Source organism: Pseudomonas sp. RGM2987 (genome assembly GCF_022952855.1).
GTDB lineage: Bacteria > Pseudomonadota > Gammaproteobacteria > Pseudomonadales > Pseudomonadaceae > Aquipseudomonas.
On record NZ_JALJDX010000162.1, the window covers coordinates 1 to 14,351 of the forward strand.

Consider the following 14,351-nt stretch of genomic DNA (forward strand, 5'->3'; position numbering starts at 1 on the left):
GTGTGTCAGTTAACGTTGTGCTGACTGACACATCGCATTCGCGAGCAAGCCCGCTCCCACTTTTGTTTCAGGTCGCTACAACATACTCGGACCCATTCCCAGACACTTCTGGCATAACACTTGCTCCACCCTAGCCACGCAACATTGAAACCCCCGATTAGTGACGGATTATTGGCATGGCGAAGAGCGACGCAGCAGCTGTAAAAGACCCCGCAACCAAAGGCAAGCTCAAGATGATCATCCTGATCGTCGTTGGCCTGCTCCTGGCGATCGGTGTGTCCGTGGGGGCGACCTGGTATTTCATGCACAGCGCTCAAAGCAAGCCTGCACCGGCGGCCGAGGCCGCGCCGGTCGGCAAGCAGCCGGCGATTTTCGAACCGATGGCGCCGGCCTTCGTGGCTAACTACACCCAGAATGGACGCCAGCGCTACATGCAGGTCAGCATCACCCTGCTGGGCCGTAACCAGGCTGACCTGGAAGCACTGCGGGTGCACATGCCGCTGATCCGCAATAACCTGGTGATGCTGTTTTCCGGACAGAACTTCGACACCCTGGCCACTCCCGTCGGCCAGGAAATGCTCCGTCAGAAAGCCACGGCCAGCGTGCAGGAAGTGGCTCAGAAAGAGCTGGGCAAAGTGGTGATCGAACAGTTGCTCTTCACTAACTTCGTATTGCAGTAGGAACACGACATGGCCGTGCAGGACCTGTTGTCCCAGGACGAAATCGACGCGCTGTTACACGGTGTCGACGACGGCCTGGTCCAGACCGAAAACGCTGCTGAACCGGGCAGCGTCAAAAGCTATGACCTGACCAGCCAGGATCGCATCGTTCGCGGACGCATGCCGACCCTGGAAATGATCAACGAGCGTTTCGCAAGGTACACCCGCATCAGCATGTTCAACATGCTGCGCCGCTCGGCGGATGTGGCTGTTGGTGGTGTGCAGGTGATGAAGTTCGGTGAGTACGTACACTCGCTGTACGTGCCCACCAGCCTCAACCTGGTGAAGATCAAGCCGCTGCGCGGCACGGCGTTGTTCATCCTCGACGCCAAGCTGGTGTTCAAGCTGGTGGACAACTTCTTCGGTGGCGATGGGCGCCACGCCAAGATCGAAGGGCGTGAGTTCACCCCGACCGAACTACGCGTGGTGCGCATGGTGCTGGAGCAGGCCTTCGTCGACTTGAAGGAGGCCTGGCAGGCGATCATGGAAGTGAATTTCGAGTACATCAACTCTGAAGTGAACCCGGCCATGGCCAACATCGTCGGCCCAAGCGAAGCCATCGTGGTCTCGACTTTCCACATCGAACTCGATGGCGGCGGCGGTGACCTGCACGTGACCATGCCGTACTCGATGATCGAGCCGGTGCGTGAAATGCTCGACGCCGGCTTCCAGTCGGACCTCGACGACCAGGACGAGCGCTGGATCAACGCGTTGCGCCAGGACGTGCTGGATGTCGACGTGCCGGTCGGCGCGACAGTTGCCCGGCGCCAGTTGCGCCTGCGGGACATCCTGCACATGCAACCGGGGGACATCATTCCCGTGGAGATGCCCGAGGACATGATCATGCGCGCCAACGGCGTGCCGGCCTTCAAGGTCAAGATGGGCTCGCACAAAGGCAACCTGGCGTTGCAGGTGATCGAGCCGATCGAACGCCGCTGAGCGGTGTCGTACCCTTAAGTTAACGAGTTTTCAGGTTTTTTACTGATTTTTGCCCGCCGAGGACAAATGATGGCTAACGATATGAATAACCAGGATGACCAGGCGCTGGCCGATGAATGGGCTGCGGCCCTTGAGGAGGCGGGTGACGACGGACAGGCCGACATCGATGCCTTGCTGGCCGCTGACACCGGTGCCCAGGCTTCCAATCGCCTGCCTATGGAAGAGTTCGGCAGCGTGCCAAGAAGCAATGAGCAGGTCACCCTGGACGGTCCGAACCTGGACGTGATTCTGGACATCCCCGTGTCCATCTCCATGGAAGTAGGCAGCACCGACATCAACATCCGCAACCTGCTGCAACTCAACCAGGGCTCGGTGATCGAGCTGGATCGCCTGGCGGGCGAGCCGCTGGATGTGTTGGTCAACGGCACGCTGATCGCCCATGGCGAGGTGGTGGTGGTCAACGAGAAGTTCGGCATCCGCCTGACGGACGTGATCAGCCCGAGCGAACGCATCAAGAAGCTGCGCTGAGTGAAAGGTCTCTTCGCTGCAGCCATGATGCTGCCGTTCAGTGTGCTGGCTGCCGAACCGGTGGCTGCGGTGGCCGCTGCGCCGGCGGCGGGCACCGGTGTGGCCGGACAGTTGGTGCAACTGGTGCTCGGCCTGTTGCTGGTGCTGGGATTGATCTTCTTTCTCGCCTGGCTGTTGCGGCGCGTGCAACAGGCTGGGCCGGCGGGCAAAGGGCAGGTCATCGACATCGTCGGCTCCCGTGCGCTTGGCCCACGTGATCGGCTGGTGCTGGTGCAGGTCGGCAATGAGCAGATTCTGCTGGGCTTGAGCCCGGGCTCCATTACCGCATTGCATGTCCTCAAGGAGCCGGTTCAGGTGCCGTCCACCGAGCAGGCCTCTCCCGAGTTTGCCCAGCGTCTCATGGAGCTGTTGGGGAAAGACCAGAAGGATAAAAAGTAATGCCGCTGCGCATTCTGTTGGCGCTGGCCCTGATGCTGGCCGCGCCGTTGGTGTTTGCCGCCGACCCATTGTCGATTCCGGCGATTACCCTGGGCACCAACGCCGACGGGGCCCAGGAATACTCGGTCAGCCTGCAGATCCTGCTGATCATGACCGCGCTGAGCTTCATCCCGGCGTTCGTCATGCTGATGACCAGTTTCACGCGGATCATCATTGTCTTTTCGATCCTGCGCCAGGCCCTCGGCTTGCAACAGACGCCGTCGAACCAGATCCTCACCGGCATGGCGCTGTTTTTGACCATGTTCATCATGGCCCCGGTGTTCGACCGGGTGAACCAGGACGCGCTGCAACCTTATCTGGCGGAAAAGCTCAGCGCCCAGGATGCGGTGGCCAAGGCCCAGGTGCCGATCAAGGACTTCATGCTGGCCCAGACGCGCAGCAGCGACCTGGAGCTGTTCATGCGGCTGTCCAAGCGCACCGACATCGCCAGCGCCGACCAGGCACCTTTGACGATCCTGGTGCCGGCGTTCGTGACCTCCGAACTCAAGACCGCGTTCCAGATCGGTTTCATGATCTTCATCCCGTTCCTGATCATCGACCTGGTGGTCGCCAGCGTGCTGATGGCCATGGGCATGATGATGCTCTCGCCGCTGATCATTTCCCTGCCGTTCAAGATCATGCTGTTCGTGCTGGTGGACGGCTGGGCGCTGATCATCGGCACCCTGGCAGGCAGTTTCGGCGGTGTTTAGACCTTTTGTGCAGGTAGCAAGATATGACGCCTGAAGTCGCGCTTGACCTGTTTCGCGAAGCGCTCTGGCTGACCACGGTGATGGTCGCCATCCTGGTGATCCCCAGTCTGCTGGTGGGCCTGGTGGTGGCCATGTTCCAGGCCGCGACGCAGATCAACGAACAGACGCTGAGCTTTCTGCCGCGCCTGCTGGTGATGTTGGTGACGCTGATCGTCGCCGGTCCCTGGCTGGTGCAGACTTTCATGGAATACATCCTGCGTTTGTACGGCAGTATTCCGCAGTTGATCGGTTGACCCGATGTCGATGCTTGCGCTGACAGACACCCAGATCAGTTCCTGGGTGGCCGCGTTCGTCCTGCCGCTGTTCCGCGTCACGGCCGTGCTGATGAGCATGCCGGTCTTCGGCACGACTCTGGTACCACGGCGCGTACGCTTGTATTTCGCCCTGGCGATTACCGTGGTGATCGCCCCTGGGCTGCCGCCGATGCCGCAGGTCCATGCGCTGGACCTCAGTGCGCTGATGCTGGTGGCCGAGCAGATCCTCATCGGCGCCTTGATGGGTTTTTCGCTGCAGCTGTTCTTCCAGGCCTTCGTCGTGGCCGGGCAGATCATTTCGATCCAGATGGGCATGGCGTTCGCGTCGATGGTCGATCCCACCAACGGCGTGAACACCGCCGTGATCGGGCAACTCCTGACGATGCTCGTGACGTTGCTGTTTCTCGCCATGAACGGGCACCTGGTGGTGTTCGAGGTGCTGACCGAGAGCTTCACGACCATGCCGGTGGGCAGCGCGATGCTGGTCAATCATTTCTGGGAGGTCGCCGGCAAGCTCGGTTGGGTGCTGGGCTCGGCGATGGTGTTGGTATTGCCCGCAATCACTGCCTTGCTGGTCGTCAACATCGCCTTTGGCGTGATGACCCGGGCAGCGCCGCAACTGAACATTTTCGCCATTGGTTTCCCGCTGACCCTGGTGTTGGGGATGGTGATTTTCTGGGTCAGCCTGGGGGATATTCTCAACCAGTATCAGCCACTGGCCACTGAGGCCTTGCAGCTGCTACGCGACATGGCACAGGCGCGCTGAACCATGGCCGAGAGCGAGAGTGGTCAGGACAAGACAGAAGACCCCACGGAGAAGCGCCGGCGCGAGTCCCGGGAAAAAGGCGAGATCGCCCGCTCCAAGGAGCTCAATACCCTGGCGGTGATGCTGGCCGGGGCCGGTGGTTTGCTGATCTACGGTGGCGGGCTGGCCCTGGACCTGTTGGAAATCATGCGCCTGAATTTCTCCCTGCCACGTGAAGTGTTGCTCACCCCGGGCTCCATGACGCAGCACCTGCTGCACTCAGGGAAAATTGCGATTGCGGCGGTGCAGCCCATTCTGATTTTTTTGCTGGTGGCTGCTTTTGTCGGTCCGATTTCCCTGGGTGGCTGGTTATTTGCCGGCGGGAGCCTGGCCCCGAAATTCAGTCGGATGAATCCGGCCGCTGGCCTCAAGCGAATGTTCTCGACATCAGCGCTGATGGAGTTGCTCAAGGCCTTTGGGAAATTCCTGATCATCCTGTTTGTGGCGCTGACGGTGTTGCAATCGGACATTGATGACATATTGCGTATTGCCCATGAGCCGTTGGAGAAGGCGATCATCCACAGCGTGCAATTGGTGGGTTGGAGTACGTTGTGGATGGCCTGCGGGCTGATCCTTATCGCCGCCATCGACGTGCCGATCCAGCTGTATCAGAGCAAGCAGAAGCTGATGATGACCAAGCAGGAAGTGCGCGACGAGTACAAGGATGCGGAAGGCAAGCCGGAGGTCAAACAGAAGATCCGCCAGTTGCAGCGTGAAGTGTCCCAGCGCCGGATGATGGCGGCGGTGCCGGAGGCCGACGTGGTCATCACCAACCCGACCCACTATGCCGTGGCCCTCAAGTACGATCCCGAAAAAGGCAATGCCCCGGTGCTGTTGGCCAAGGGCAATGACTTCCTGGCGCTGAAGATCCGTGAAATCGCCGTGGCCAACGAGGTGATGCTCCTCGAATCCCCAGCCTTGGCGCGGTCGATCTATTACTCAACCGAACTCGACCAGGAAATCCCCGGTGGGCTGTACCTGGCCGTGGCCCAGGTGCTGGCCTACGTCTACCAGATCCGCCAGCACCGCGCCGGCAAGGGCAAGCGCCCCGAGCCGCTGAAGGATTTGCCGATCCCGCCGGATTTGCGCCGGGATTCCTAAGGCGCTGGTGGGCTGGGCGGCGTCAGGTCGGGCTCCTCCTGGGCTGACAAGATTTTGCTCCACTTTTTGGTGGAAGCGACATATCGAAAGTGAAGAGCGTGGCCTGTTTCAAGCAGCAGGTCGACCCCTGTTGCCAGGTTGGTACCCTTGACGGTAGCGGTGTAGGTCGCGGTGGAGGTCAGTGTGACCTTGTCATTGTTCCAAGCATTTTCCGGAAGGGTGATTTGCCCGATCCAGTCGCCGTTCCTGAAATGTACCTGGGTCAGTTCTGTGCCGGTATCTGCCATCTGGGCGCCTGCCTGGGCTGCTCCGTAGGCATGTATGGCCGCTTTTGCTACCTGCCAGGAGCCCTGGTTGAACGTAAAAAGGTACTTGTCACCCCGCTGACAGCGATAGACCCGATCGCCGGATTTTCGATGGATATAGCTGTGCCAGCCTTCGGTGGCCGTTATGTCCGACGCTATTTCGAGATAGCTATAGGCAGGTGCGCTGGCTGGCAGGTAGATATGTTCTGTCCAGTTGTAATCCTCGGTCCGATAGCTGATGAGTTTTTCGCCGGCCTGTACGTTGGGAACCGTATCGCCCGACGTATTGGGGGAGTAGACAATCTCAGGCTGCAAGATCCATTTTGACTGCTGATCGTTGTACATGAACAACAGCGCATCACCTTGCGCCAGGGTCAGGTCGGCAATTGGAAAATTACTGTTGGATACCCGCAGGGTTGTATTCAGCTGAGCCTTGCTGATGATGAGCAGTGTGGCCTCGCGCATCCCAATCAAGGGAAGCGTCATCGTAGCCAGCCAATTGCCGTTGTATGTCTCCAGAGCGATCGCACGATGACCATGAGGTATGTAGCCGTTGGAAAGATTCTGGGGTGTGAGAGAAAGGGCGCTGTAGTTCTTGCTCCTGAAACTATTGGCATGAATGCAGTTGTCGATATGCCGATGACGCAACGACCAATCCGTATTGATGATATGGAACTTCATGATCGGCGAGTCATCCGCGCCCGCAGCGAACCAGTTCATGACGTCCGGCGACATGTCATCAGGTTGATAAACCTTAGTGTATTTATGCGCCTGGATGGACCGCAGCTCATAGTCAGGCTTGACCTCGTTGCCCACCCGATCAATGAAACTCTTCAGTTCGCTGCTGGAGGGCGTGTCCTTGCCGATCCAGCGCTGATTGACCCCAGGCCAGAACAGTGGATCTCGCTGGCTGCTGTTGTAGGCAATCACGACATTCTTCTGCAAGGCCCACAATTGCCTGAGTACCAGAACATTCCACTTGGGTTCGATCAGTCTGCTGCCCAGCCAGTTTTTTATGATTGTGGCCAATTCCCGATGCGCCGCATCGGTAAAGTTCTTGAATTGATGGAAGTCGAGGATAACCACTTCCTTGCTGTGGGCGGTGTAGAGGTTGGTAGCGGCTTGAAGGCAGTCGCCTTCGATGGTTCTTTTGGAGTCCAAGCCGTGGAATATCGAGAATCTTCTACGGTCTCCCAAGGGGTAACCCCAGGAGAATTGGACTCTCAGGTCCAGCACCCGGATGCCTGTATGTAGTTGACTGTGAGGCGATACGTCTTGGCAGGTATCGTAGCTGTTGGAGTAGGGCGCCTGTTTATCCATCGCCGAGTTGTGGGTGCCTGGCAGTATCATTTCATCAATGCGCAAACTCCCGGTGGCGCCCGGGTAATAGCCCATCCAATTGGGTCGGACATCATTGAACGGCGAGCAGATACCGCCGCTGACGCTGCCGTTCGGGCACCAGCCGGTCCTCGGCGCTGGAAGCGCTTCATCGCCTGGAGCAGGATCACAGCGGGTTGGCAGCTCGGTGTCGGGATATCCCTCGGTGGCATAAGGAGCGAACTGCGGGGGCACATAAGGCTTCAATACGCCGTGTTCGTCCAGGTCGTCGGGGTGCACGCCCATTTGCTCGGCAAGGGAAGTGTTCTCGCTCATGATCAACCTCCACACACGTGTGTTGCGGCTGCTTGAGTGGCGGCACAGTTGCTGGGGTATTCATTCAATACCCCACTGCTTGCCTTGACCACTCTCAGAAGTGTCAGGTTGACATTTCGCTTGTTTGGTGCCTGCTGCGTGCGAAATTTCCCGCCTGGTCCCCCCGGTTCGACTCAATTCTCCGTTGCCACCAAAGTTGGACGGCTTTTTGCAAAAGCAGCTCCCAAGGCGCCATGGCGTCAAAAGTTTGCTTCACAGGAACGGGGAATATTGGTGGATCGCTCTCAGTTACTCAGCACCGCGCGCAGCAACGTCATAGACCTCAGCCGGGGCAACCTGGGTGTGCCGCTGCTGCTGATGGTCATGCTCGCCATGATGATGCTGCCGGTGCCGCCGTTTCTGCTGGACGTGTTCTTTACGTTCAACATCGCGCTATCGATCGTGGTGCTGCTGGTGTGTGTGTACGCCCTGCGGCCGCTGGATTTCGCGGTATTCCCGACCATCCTGCTGGTGGCGACGCTGCTGCGCCTGGCGCTGAACGTGGCGTCCACCCGGGTGGTCATGCTCCACGGCCAGGATGGTCACGCGGCCGCCGGCAAGGTGATCCAGGCCTTTGGTGAGGTGGTGATCGGCGGTAACTACGTAGTGGGTATCGTGGTCTTCGCCATCTTGATGATCATCAACTTCGTCGTGGTGACCAAGGGTGCCGGGCGGATTTCCGAGGTGAGCGCGCGCTTCACCCTCGACGCAATGCCCGGCAAGCAAATGGCAATCGACGCCGACCTCAACGCCGGCCTGATCGATCAGAACCAGGCCAAGGTCCGTCGTCTTGAAGTCGCTCAGGAAGCCGAGTTCTACGGCTCCATGGACGGTGCCAGCAAATTTGTTCGCGGTGACGCCATCGCCGGCCTGTTGATCCTGTTCATCAACCTGATCGGCGGCATGGCCGTCGGCATCTTCCAGCACGGCATGACGTTCGGTGATGCGGGGAAGGTTTACGCTCTTTTGACCATTGGTGACGGTTTGGTGGCGCAATTGCCATCACTGTTGTTATCCACAGCAGCCGCCATCATGGTAACCCGCGCTTCGGGCTCCGAAGACATGGGTAAGCAGATTGGCCGGCAGATGTTCGCTTCGCCCCGGGCCTTGGCTGTGGCTGCGGGCCTGATGGCAGTGATGGGCCTGGTGCCGGGCATGCCACATGTGTCTTTCCTGAGCATGGCTGCGTTGGCGGCGGGCGGTGCCTATCTGTTCTGGAAAAAACAGAACGCCCAGAAGGTCCAGGCCCTGCAAGAGGTCAAGCGCCAGCAGGAGCTGCTGCCATCGCCTGCTCGCGCCATGGAAACCAAGGAACTGGGCTGGGACGACGTGACCCCGATCGACATGATCGGCCTGGAAGTCGGCTATCGCCTGATTCCATTGGTCGATCGTAACCAGGGCGGCCAGTTGCTGGCGCGGATCAAGGGCGTGCGCAAGAAGCTGTCCCAGGACCTGGGCTTCCTGATGCCGACCGTGCATATCCGCGACAACCTCGACCTGGCGCCGAGCGCCTATCGCCTGACCTTGATGGGCGTGATCCTGGCCGAGGCCGAGATCTACCCGGATCGCGAGCTGGCGATCAACCCCGGGCAGGTCTACGGCAGCCTCAATGGCATCACCGCCAAAGATCCGGCTTTCGGCCTGGAAGCGGTGTGGATCGAAATCAGCCAGCGGGCCCAGGCCCAGTCCCTGGGCTATACCGTGGTAGACGCCAGCACCGTGGTGGCGACGCACCTGAACCAGATCCTCTACAAGCACTCCAGTGAGCTGATCGGTCACGAGGAAGTCCAGCAATTGCTGCAAGTGCTGGCCAAGGGCTCGCCGAAGCTGGCCGAAGAGTTGGTGCCGGGTGTGCTTTCGCTGTCGCAGTTGCTGAAAATTCTCCAGGCGCTGCTGGCCGAACAGGTGCCGGTGCGGGACATACGCAGTATTGCCGAAGCCATCGCCAACAACGCTTCGAAGAGTCAAGATACCGCCGCGATGGTGGCTGCGGTGCGGGTCGGTGTATCCCGCGCAATCGTCCAAAGCATTGTAGGCACTGAGTCCGAGCTGCCTGTGATCACGTTGGAGCCAAGGTTGGAACAGATATTGCTCAATAGTCTGCAGAAGGCAGGACAAGGCTCGGAAGAGGGTGTTCTGCTGGAGCCAAGCATGGCCGAGAAGCTGCAACGATCGTTGATCGACGCAGCCCAGCGGCAAGAGATGCAAGGCCAGCCAGTGATCCTGCTGGTGGCCGGTCCGATTCGCGCGATGCTTTCGCGATTCGGACGCCTCGCGGTCCCGGGGCTGCATGTGCTGGCGTACCAGGAAATACCGGACAACAAGCAAGTGACTATCGTTGCGACAGTAGGGCCCAACGGCTGAGGTAGTGGTTTATGCAAGTGAAGCGTTTTTTCGCCGCCGATATGCGTCAGGCCATGAAGCTGGTTCGTGACGAGCTGGGCGCTGAAGCAGCCATCATCGGCAATCGCCGGATCGCTGGCGGTGTCGAGCTGACGGCGGCCCTGGACTACAAACTGTCGGCGCTGGCCCCGCGTGTTCCGAACATGGAACTCGAGGACGAGCTGCGCAAGACCCAGTCGCGCATCGCCAGCGCCCAGGCCGAACTGAGCCTGCGCAGCCATGAAGGCGAGGCCGCGGCGGGCACCAATCGCCAACTGTTCGCCGGCCAGCCGCTGACTGCCGGCCTGCCGTTGACCGCTGCCGAACCGCTGATCGAGCCGGCCCCGGCCGAACCGCGTCGTGCCGAGCCGGCCCCGGCGGCGCCTGCCCGTGGCGTCGACCCGCGTGCCCTGGACTCGATGCGTTCGGAACTCAACAGCCTGCGCGAGCTGATGGAAGTCCAGCTCGGCTCGTTGGCCTGGAACCAGTTGCAAGGCAGCCGTCCGGCCCAGGCCAACCTGTGGCGTCGCCTGCAACGCATCGGCCTGTCCGGCCCGTTGTCCCGCGACCTGCTGGCGCTGATCAACGGTATCGAAGAGCCACGCCAGGCCTGGCGCATGTTGCTGGCGCACCTGGCGCGGATGATTGCCACGCCGGAAGTCGAGCCATTGGAAGAGGGTGGGGTGATTGCCATGGTCGGTCCTGCCGGCATGGGCAAGACCACCACCCTGGCCAAGCTCGCCGCCCGTTATGTACTTAAATATGGTGCCCAGAGCATTGCCCTGGTGAGCATGGACAGTTTCCGCATCGGTGCCCAGGAGCAGCTCAAGACCCTGGGGCGGATCCTCAATGTGTCGGTGACCCAGGTGGATCCGGGCCAGTCCCTGGCCCAGGCGCTGGAACCCTTGCTGCGCAAGCGCGTCGTGCTGATCGATACCGCCGGCCTGCAAGCCAGCGATCCGGCCCTGCGCATGCAGCTCGAAAGCCTGGCCGGGCGCGGCATCAAGTCAAAAAATTATCTCGTGTTGGCAACCACCAGCCAGAAGCAGGTTCTAACCGCCGCATATCACAGCTACAAGCGCTGCGGGCTGGCCGGCTGCATCCTGACTAAGCTGGATGAAACGGCAAGCCTGGGCGAGGTGTTGAGCCTGGCGATCGGACACGATCTGCCGGTGGCATACCTGACTGACGGGCCGCGGATCCCGGATGATTTGCATCTGCCGCGCCGTCACCAACTGGTCAGCCGTGCCGTGAGTGTGCAAATGCAGGAAGAACCCAGCGAAGAAGCCATGGCTGACATGTTCGCTGATATCTACCACAGCCCGACCAAGCAGGTCGGCTGAGGTTATCATGAGTATTTTTTGTACCTACATCGATGGTCTGCCATGCATTGTTCCGTGTGTGAACGCGCAGCCAGTAATGTGGCCTCCGTCTAAGTAAGACAAGGTAAAGAACGAACATGGGCAGCATGCATCCCGTACAGGTGATCGCGGTGACCGGCGGCAAAGGTGGCGTCGGGAAGACTAACGTGTCAGTGAACTTGTCCCTGGCTCTGGCAGAGCTTGGCCGACGGGTCATGCTGCTGGACGCCGACCTGGGCCTGGCGAACGTCGACGTGTTGCTGGGGCTCACCCCCAAGCGCACCCTGGCGGACGTCATCGAAGGTCGTTGTGAACTGCGCGACGTGCTGTTGCAGGGACCGGGCGGGATTCGCATCGTGCCGGCCGCCTCCGGCACCCAGAGCATGGTCCACCTGACCCCGGCACAACACGCGGGCCTGATCCAGGCGTTCAGCGATATCGGTGACAACCTCGATGTGCTGGTGATCGACACCGCCGCAGGTATCGGCGACTCCGTCGTGAGTTTCGTGCGCGCAGCCCAGGAAGTGCTGCTGGTGGTCTGCGACGAACCCACGTCCATCACCGACGCCTATGCCCTGATCAAGTTATTGAACCGCGACTACGGCATGAACCGCTTCCGCGTCCTGGCCAACATGGCCCAGAGCCCGCAGGAAGGACGCAACCTGTTCGCCAAGTTGACCAAGGTCACGGATCGCTTCCTGGATGTTGCCCTGCAATATGTGGGCGCGGTGCCTTACGACGAAAGCGTGCGTAAGGCGGTCCAGAAGCAACGTGCCGTTTATGAAGCTTTTCCACGTTCCAAATGCGCGCTGGCATTTAAGGCGATCGCCCAGAAGGTCGATACCTGGCCCTTGCCGGCCAACCCGCGCGGGCATCTGGAATTTTTCGTCGAGCGTCTCGTGCAACAAACAGCAGGGCCCGTGCTATGACTGCAAGCGGTTACAACCATCTCTACAAAAAATCGGCACGGGACGCCCAATACGAATTGATCGAGCGTTACGCGCCCCTGGTCAAGCGTATCGCCTACCACTTGCTGGCGCGTCTGCCGGCCAGTGTCCAGGTCGAGGACCTGATCCAGGCCGGCATGATCGGCCTGCTCGAGGTGGCGAACAAATACGACGCGAGCAAAGGCGCAAGCTTCGAGACGTATGCCGGGATCCGCATTCGCGGGGCGATGCTCGATGAAGTCCGCAAGGGCGATTGGGCGCCGCGTTCGGTGCACCGTAATACGCGCATGGTCAGTGACGCGATCCGGGCAATTGAAGCTAAAACCGGGCGCGACGCTAAAGATCACGAGGTTGCGGCCGAACTCCAGTTGAGTCTCGATGATTATTACGGGATTTTGAACGATACCTTGGGCAGCCGCCTGTTCAGTTTCGACGACCTGTTGCAGGACGGCGAACATGAAGGGCTGCATGAGGATGGCGCAAGTACTCACATGGAGCCTGCGCGCGACCTGGAAGATGAACGGTTCCAGAGCGCGCTGGCCGAAGCGATTGCCAATTTGCCGGAGCGTGAGCGGCTGGTCTTGGCGCTGTACTACGACGAAGAGCTGAACCTCAAGGAAATCGGTGAGGTCCTGGGGGTCAGCGAATCGCGGGTCAGCCAGTTACACAGCCAGTGCGCGGCCCGCTTGCGGGGGCGTTTGGGGGAGTGGCGAGCGCGCTGACAGGCGTGTGGAGCGACTGCGAACGAGATTGGCCAGTAATGCGCCAGCCACCGTGCAGCGCTCCAGACCGTTGTCGAGTGTTGTGCCGGAATTGATTGAAATGGCGCGTTCAGGTGCTGGACGCGTTTAAGACTGCTTGGAGGTCGAATTGGACAAGAACATGAAAATCCTCATCGTTGATGATTTTTCAACGATGCGGCGGATCATTAAAAACCTGTTGCGTGACCTTGGGTTCACCAACACGGCCGAAGCAGATGACGGGACGACCGCGCTCCCGATGTTGCACAGCGGTAACTTCGATTTCCTGGTCACCGACTGGAACATGCCAGGCATGACCGGTATCGACCTGCTGCGCCAGGTGCGTGCCGATGAAAAGCTCAAGCACCTCCCGGTGCTGATGGTGACTGCCGAAGCCAAGCGCGAGCAGATCATCGAAGCGGCCCAGGCCGGTGTGAACGGCTATGTGGTCAAACCCTTCACGGCCCAGGCGTTGAAAGAGAAGATCGAAAAAATCTTCGAACGCATCGGTTAACGGCGCCACGGGGGAGCTATGGATAACGAATCTTCTATGGGCGATTTCGAATCGACCCTGAAAAAACATGCCCGCGAACTGGTCGACAGCCTTGAAAAAGGTCGTTTTGGCGATGCGGTTCAAATGATCCATGAGCTCAACCAGACCCGTGACCGCGGTCTGTATCAGGAAGTGGGCAAGCTCACGCGTGAACTGCACAGCGCGATTGTCAATTTCCAGATCGACCCGCACATGCCGCAGGCCGAGGAAGTCTCGCAGATCACCGATGCCACAGAGCGTCTGGGTTATGTGGTCAAGCTGACCGAGGCTGCGGCCAACCGCACCATGGACCTGGTGGAAAGCGCCACGCCGCTGGTCAATGGCCTGAGCGAAGAAGCCCAGGCCTTGAGCACCGATTGGGGTCGGTTCATGCGGCGCGAAGTCGGGGCTGAAGAGTTCCGGGAGCTGGCCCGCAGGGTCGACGGTTTCCTGACGCGCAGCAGCAACGAGAACCGCGCCGTCGCCAATAATCTCAACGACATTCTGCTGGCCCAGGACTATCAGGACCTGACCGGCCAGGTGATCAAGCGGGTGACCCAACTGGTCACCGAAGTGGAAAGCAATCTGCTCAAACTGGTGTTGATGGCCAGCCAGGTTGACCGCTTTGCAGGCATCGAACACGACCGTGAAGCGATACTTGCTGAAAAAGATCCACAAAAACATCTCTCTCAGGGTGAAGGTCCGCAGATTCATGCCGATAAAAGAGAAGACGTTGTGTCCGGTCAGGACGATGTGGACGATTTGCTGTCCAGCCTTGGATTCTGAGTTTTAGCCCTGT

The 14,351-nt window shown here is 59.8% G+C and carries 15 protein-coding genes; 14 read left to right on the plus strand and 1 reads right to left on the minus strand.

All coding sequences use genetic code 11. From position 1 onward, the window contains the following. Nucleotides 1–176: 176 nt before the first annotated feature. The 8 genes from fliL to flhB all read left to right on the plus strand — a co-directional run bounded on the left by fliL (nucleotide 177) and on the right by flhB (nucleotide 5,593). Nucleotides 177–680, plus strand: coding sequence for a flagellar basal body-associated protein FliL (fliL, locus tag RGM2987_RS07585; protein WP_245139481.1), 504 nt, complete (start codon nucleotides 177–179; stop codon nucleotides 678–680). Between the two features lie 9 nt (nucleotides 681–689). Continuing rightward, entirely contained in the window at nucleotides 690–1,658 is a 969-nt protein-coding gene (fliM, locus tag RGM2987_RS07590) for a flagellar motor switch protein FliM (RefSeq protein ID WP_212797039.1), read from the plus strand. A 69-nt stretch (nucleotides 1,659–1,727) separates the two neighbouring features. After that, nucleotides 1,728–2,186 carry a flagellar motor switch protein FliN gene (gene fliN / locus RGM2987_RS07595; protein ID WP_245139482.1) on the plus strand — a complete coding sequence of 153 codons (459 nt, stop codon included), beginning with the start codon at nucleotides 1,728–1,730 and terminating at the stop codon, nucleotides 2,184–2,186. Further along, nucleotides 2,187–2,624 carry a flagellar biosynthetic protein FliO gene (gene fliO / locus RGM2987_RS07600; RefSeq protein ID WP_245139483.1) on the plus strand — a complete coding sequence of 146 codons (438 nt, stop codon included), beginning with the start codon at nucleotides 2,187–2,189 and terminating at the stop codon, nucleotides 2,622–2,624. It abuts the gene before it with no gap. Continuing rightward, on the plus strand, nucleotides 2,624–3,373 hold the full coding sequence (gene fliP, locus RGM2987_RS07605; RefSeq protein ID WP_245139484.1) for a flagellar type III secretion system pore protein FliP: 750 nt from the start codon (nucleotides 2,624–2,626) through the stop codon (nucleotides 3,371–3,373). The genes fliO and fliP overlap by 1 nt, the downstream gene beginning before the upstream one ends. Before the next feature lie 23 nt (nucleotides 3,374–3,396). Beyond that, nucleotides 3,397–3,666 carry a flagellar biosynthesis protein FliQ gene (gene fliQ, locus RGM2987_RS07610; protein WP_245139485.1) on the plus strand — a complete coding sequence of 90 codons (270 nt, stop codon included), beginning with the start codon at nucleotides 3,397–3,399 and terminating at the stop codon, nucleotides 3,664–3,666. A gap of 4 nt (nucleotides 3,667–3,670) precedes the next feature. Continuing rightward, entirely contained in the window at nucleotides 3,671–4,453 is a 783-nt protein-coding gene (fliR, locus tag RGM2987_RS07615; protein ID WP_245139486.1) for a flagellar biosynthetic protein FliR, read from the plus strand. A 3-nt stretch (nucleotides 4,454–4,456) separates the two neighbouring features. Next, nucleotides 4,457–5,593 (plus strand): flagellar biosynthesis protein FlhB, encoded by a 1,137-nt coding sequence (flhB, locus tag RGM2987_RS07620; protein WP_245139487.1) that lies wholly within the window; start codon nucleotides 4,457–4,459, stop codon nucleotides 5,591–5,593. Here flhB and RGM2987_RS07625 read toward each other — a convergent pair. Continuing rightward, nucleotides 5,590–7,551, minus strand: coding sequence for a hypothetical protein (locus RGM2987_RS07625; protein WP_245139488.1), 1,962 nt, complete (start codon nucleotides 7,549–7,551; stop codon nucleotides 5,590–5,592). The genes flhB and RGM2987_RS07625 overlap by 4 nt on opposite strands. 273 nt (nucleotides 7,552–7,824) lie before the next feature. Between RGM2987_RS07625 and flhA the strand changes: the two genes are divergently transcribed. The 6 genes from flhA (at nucleotide 7,825) to RGM2987_RS07655 (ending at nucleotide 14,338) form a co-directional block, all read left to right on the plus strand. After that, entirely contained in the window at nucleotides 7,825–9,954 is a 2,130-nt protein-coding gene (gene flhA / locus RGM2987_RS07630) for a flagellar biosynthesis protein FlhA (RefSeq protein ID WP_245139510.1), read from the plus strand. Between the two features lie 11 nt (nucleotides 9,955–9,965). After that, the gene (gene flhF / locus RGM2987_RS07635) at nucleotides 9,966–11,315 is read left to right on the plus strand and encodes a flagellar biosynthesis protein FlhF (protein WP_245139489.1); all 1,350 of its coding nucleotides are present in this window, start codon (nucleotides 9,966–9,968) and stop codon (nucleotides 11,313–11,315) included. A gap of 116 nt (nucleotides 11,316–11,431) precedes the next feature. Further along, on the plus strand, nucleotides 11,432–12,262 hold the full coding sequence (gene fleN / locus RGM2987_RS07640) for a flagellar synthesis regulator FleN (RefSeq protein WP_003184001.1): 831 nt from the start codon (nucleotides 11,432–11,434) through the stop codon (nucleotides 12,260–12,262). Further along, nucleotides 12,259–13,002, plus strand: a complete 744-nt coding sequence (gene fliA, locus RGM2987_RS07645; RefSeq protein WP_245139490.1) for an RNA polymerase sigma factor FliA — start codon at nucleotides 12,259–12,261, stop codon at nucleotides 13,000–13,002. The genes fleN and fliA overlap by 4 nt, the downstream gene beginning before the upstream one ends. Nucleotides 13,003–13,162: 160 nt before the next feature. After that, nucleotides 13,163–13,534: a chemotaxis response regulator CheY gene (locus RGM2987_RS07650; protein ID WP_003199125.1), complete on the plus strand. Its 372-nt coding sequence runs from the start codon at nucleotides 13,163–13,165 to the stop codon at nucleotides 13,532–13,534. Between the two features lie 18 nt (nucleotides 13,535–13,552). After that, nucleotides 13,553–14,338 carry a protein phosphatase CheZ gene (locus tag RGM2987_RS07655; protein WP_245139491.1) on the plus strand — a complete coding sequence of 262 codons (786 nt, stop codon included), beginning with the start codon at nucleotides 13,553–13,555 and terminating at the stop codon, nucleotides 14,336–14,338. The last annotated feature ends 13 nt before the right edge of the window (nucleotides 14,339–14,351 follow it).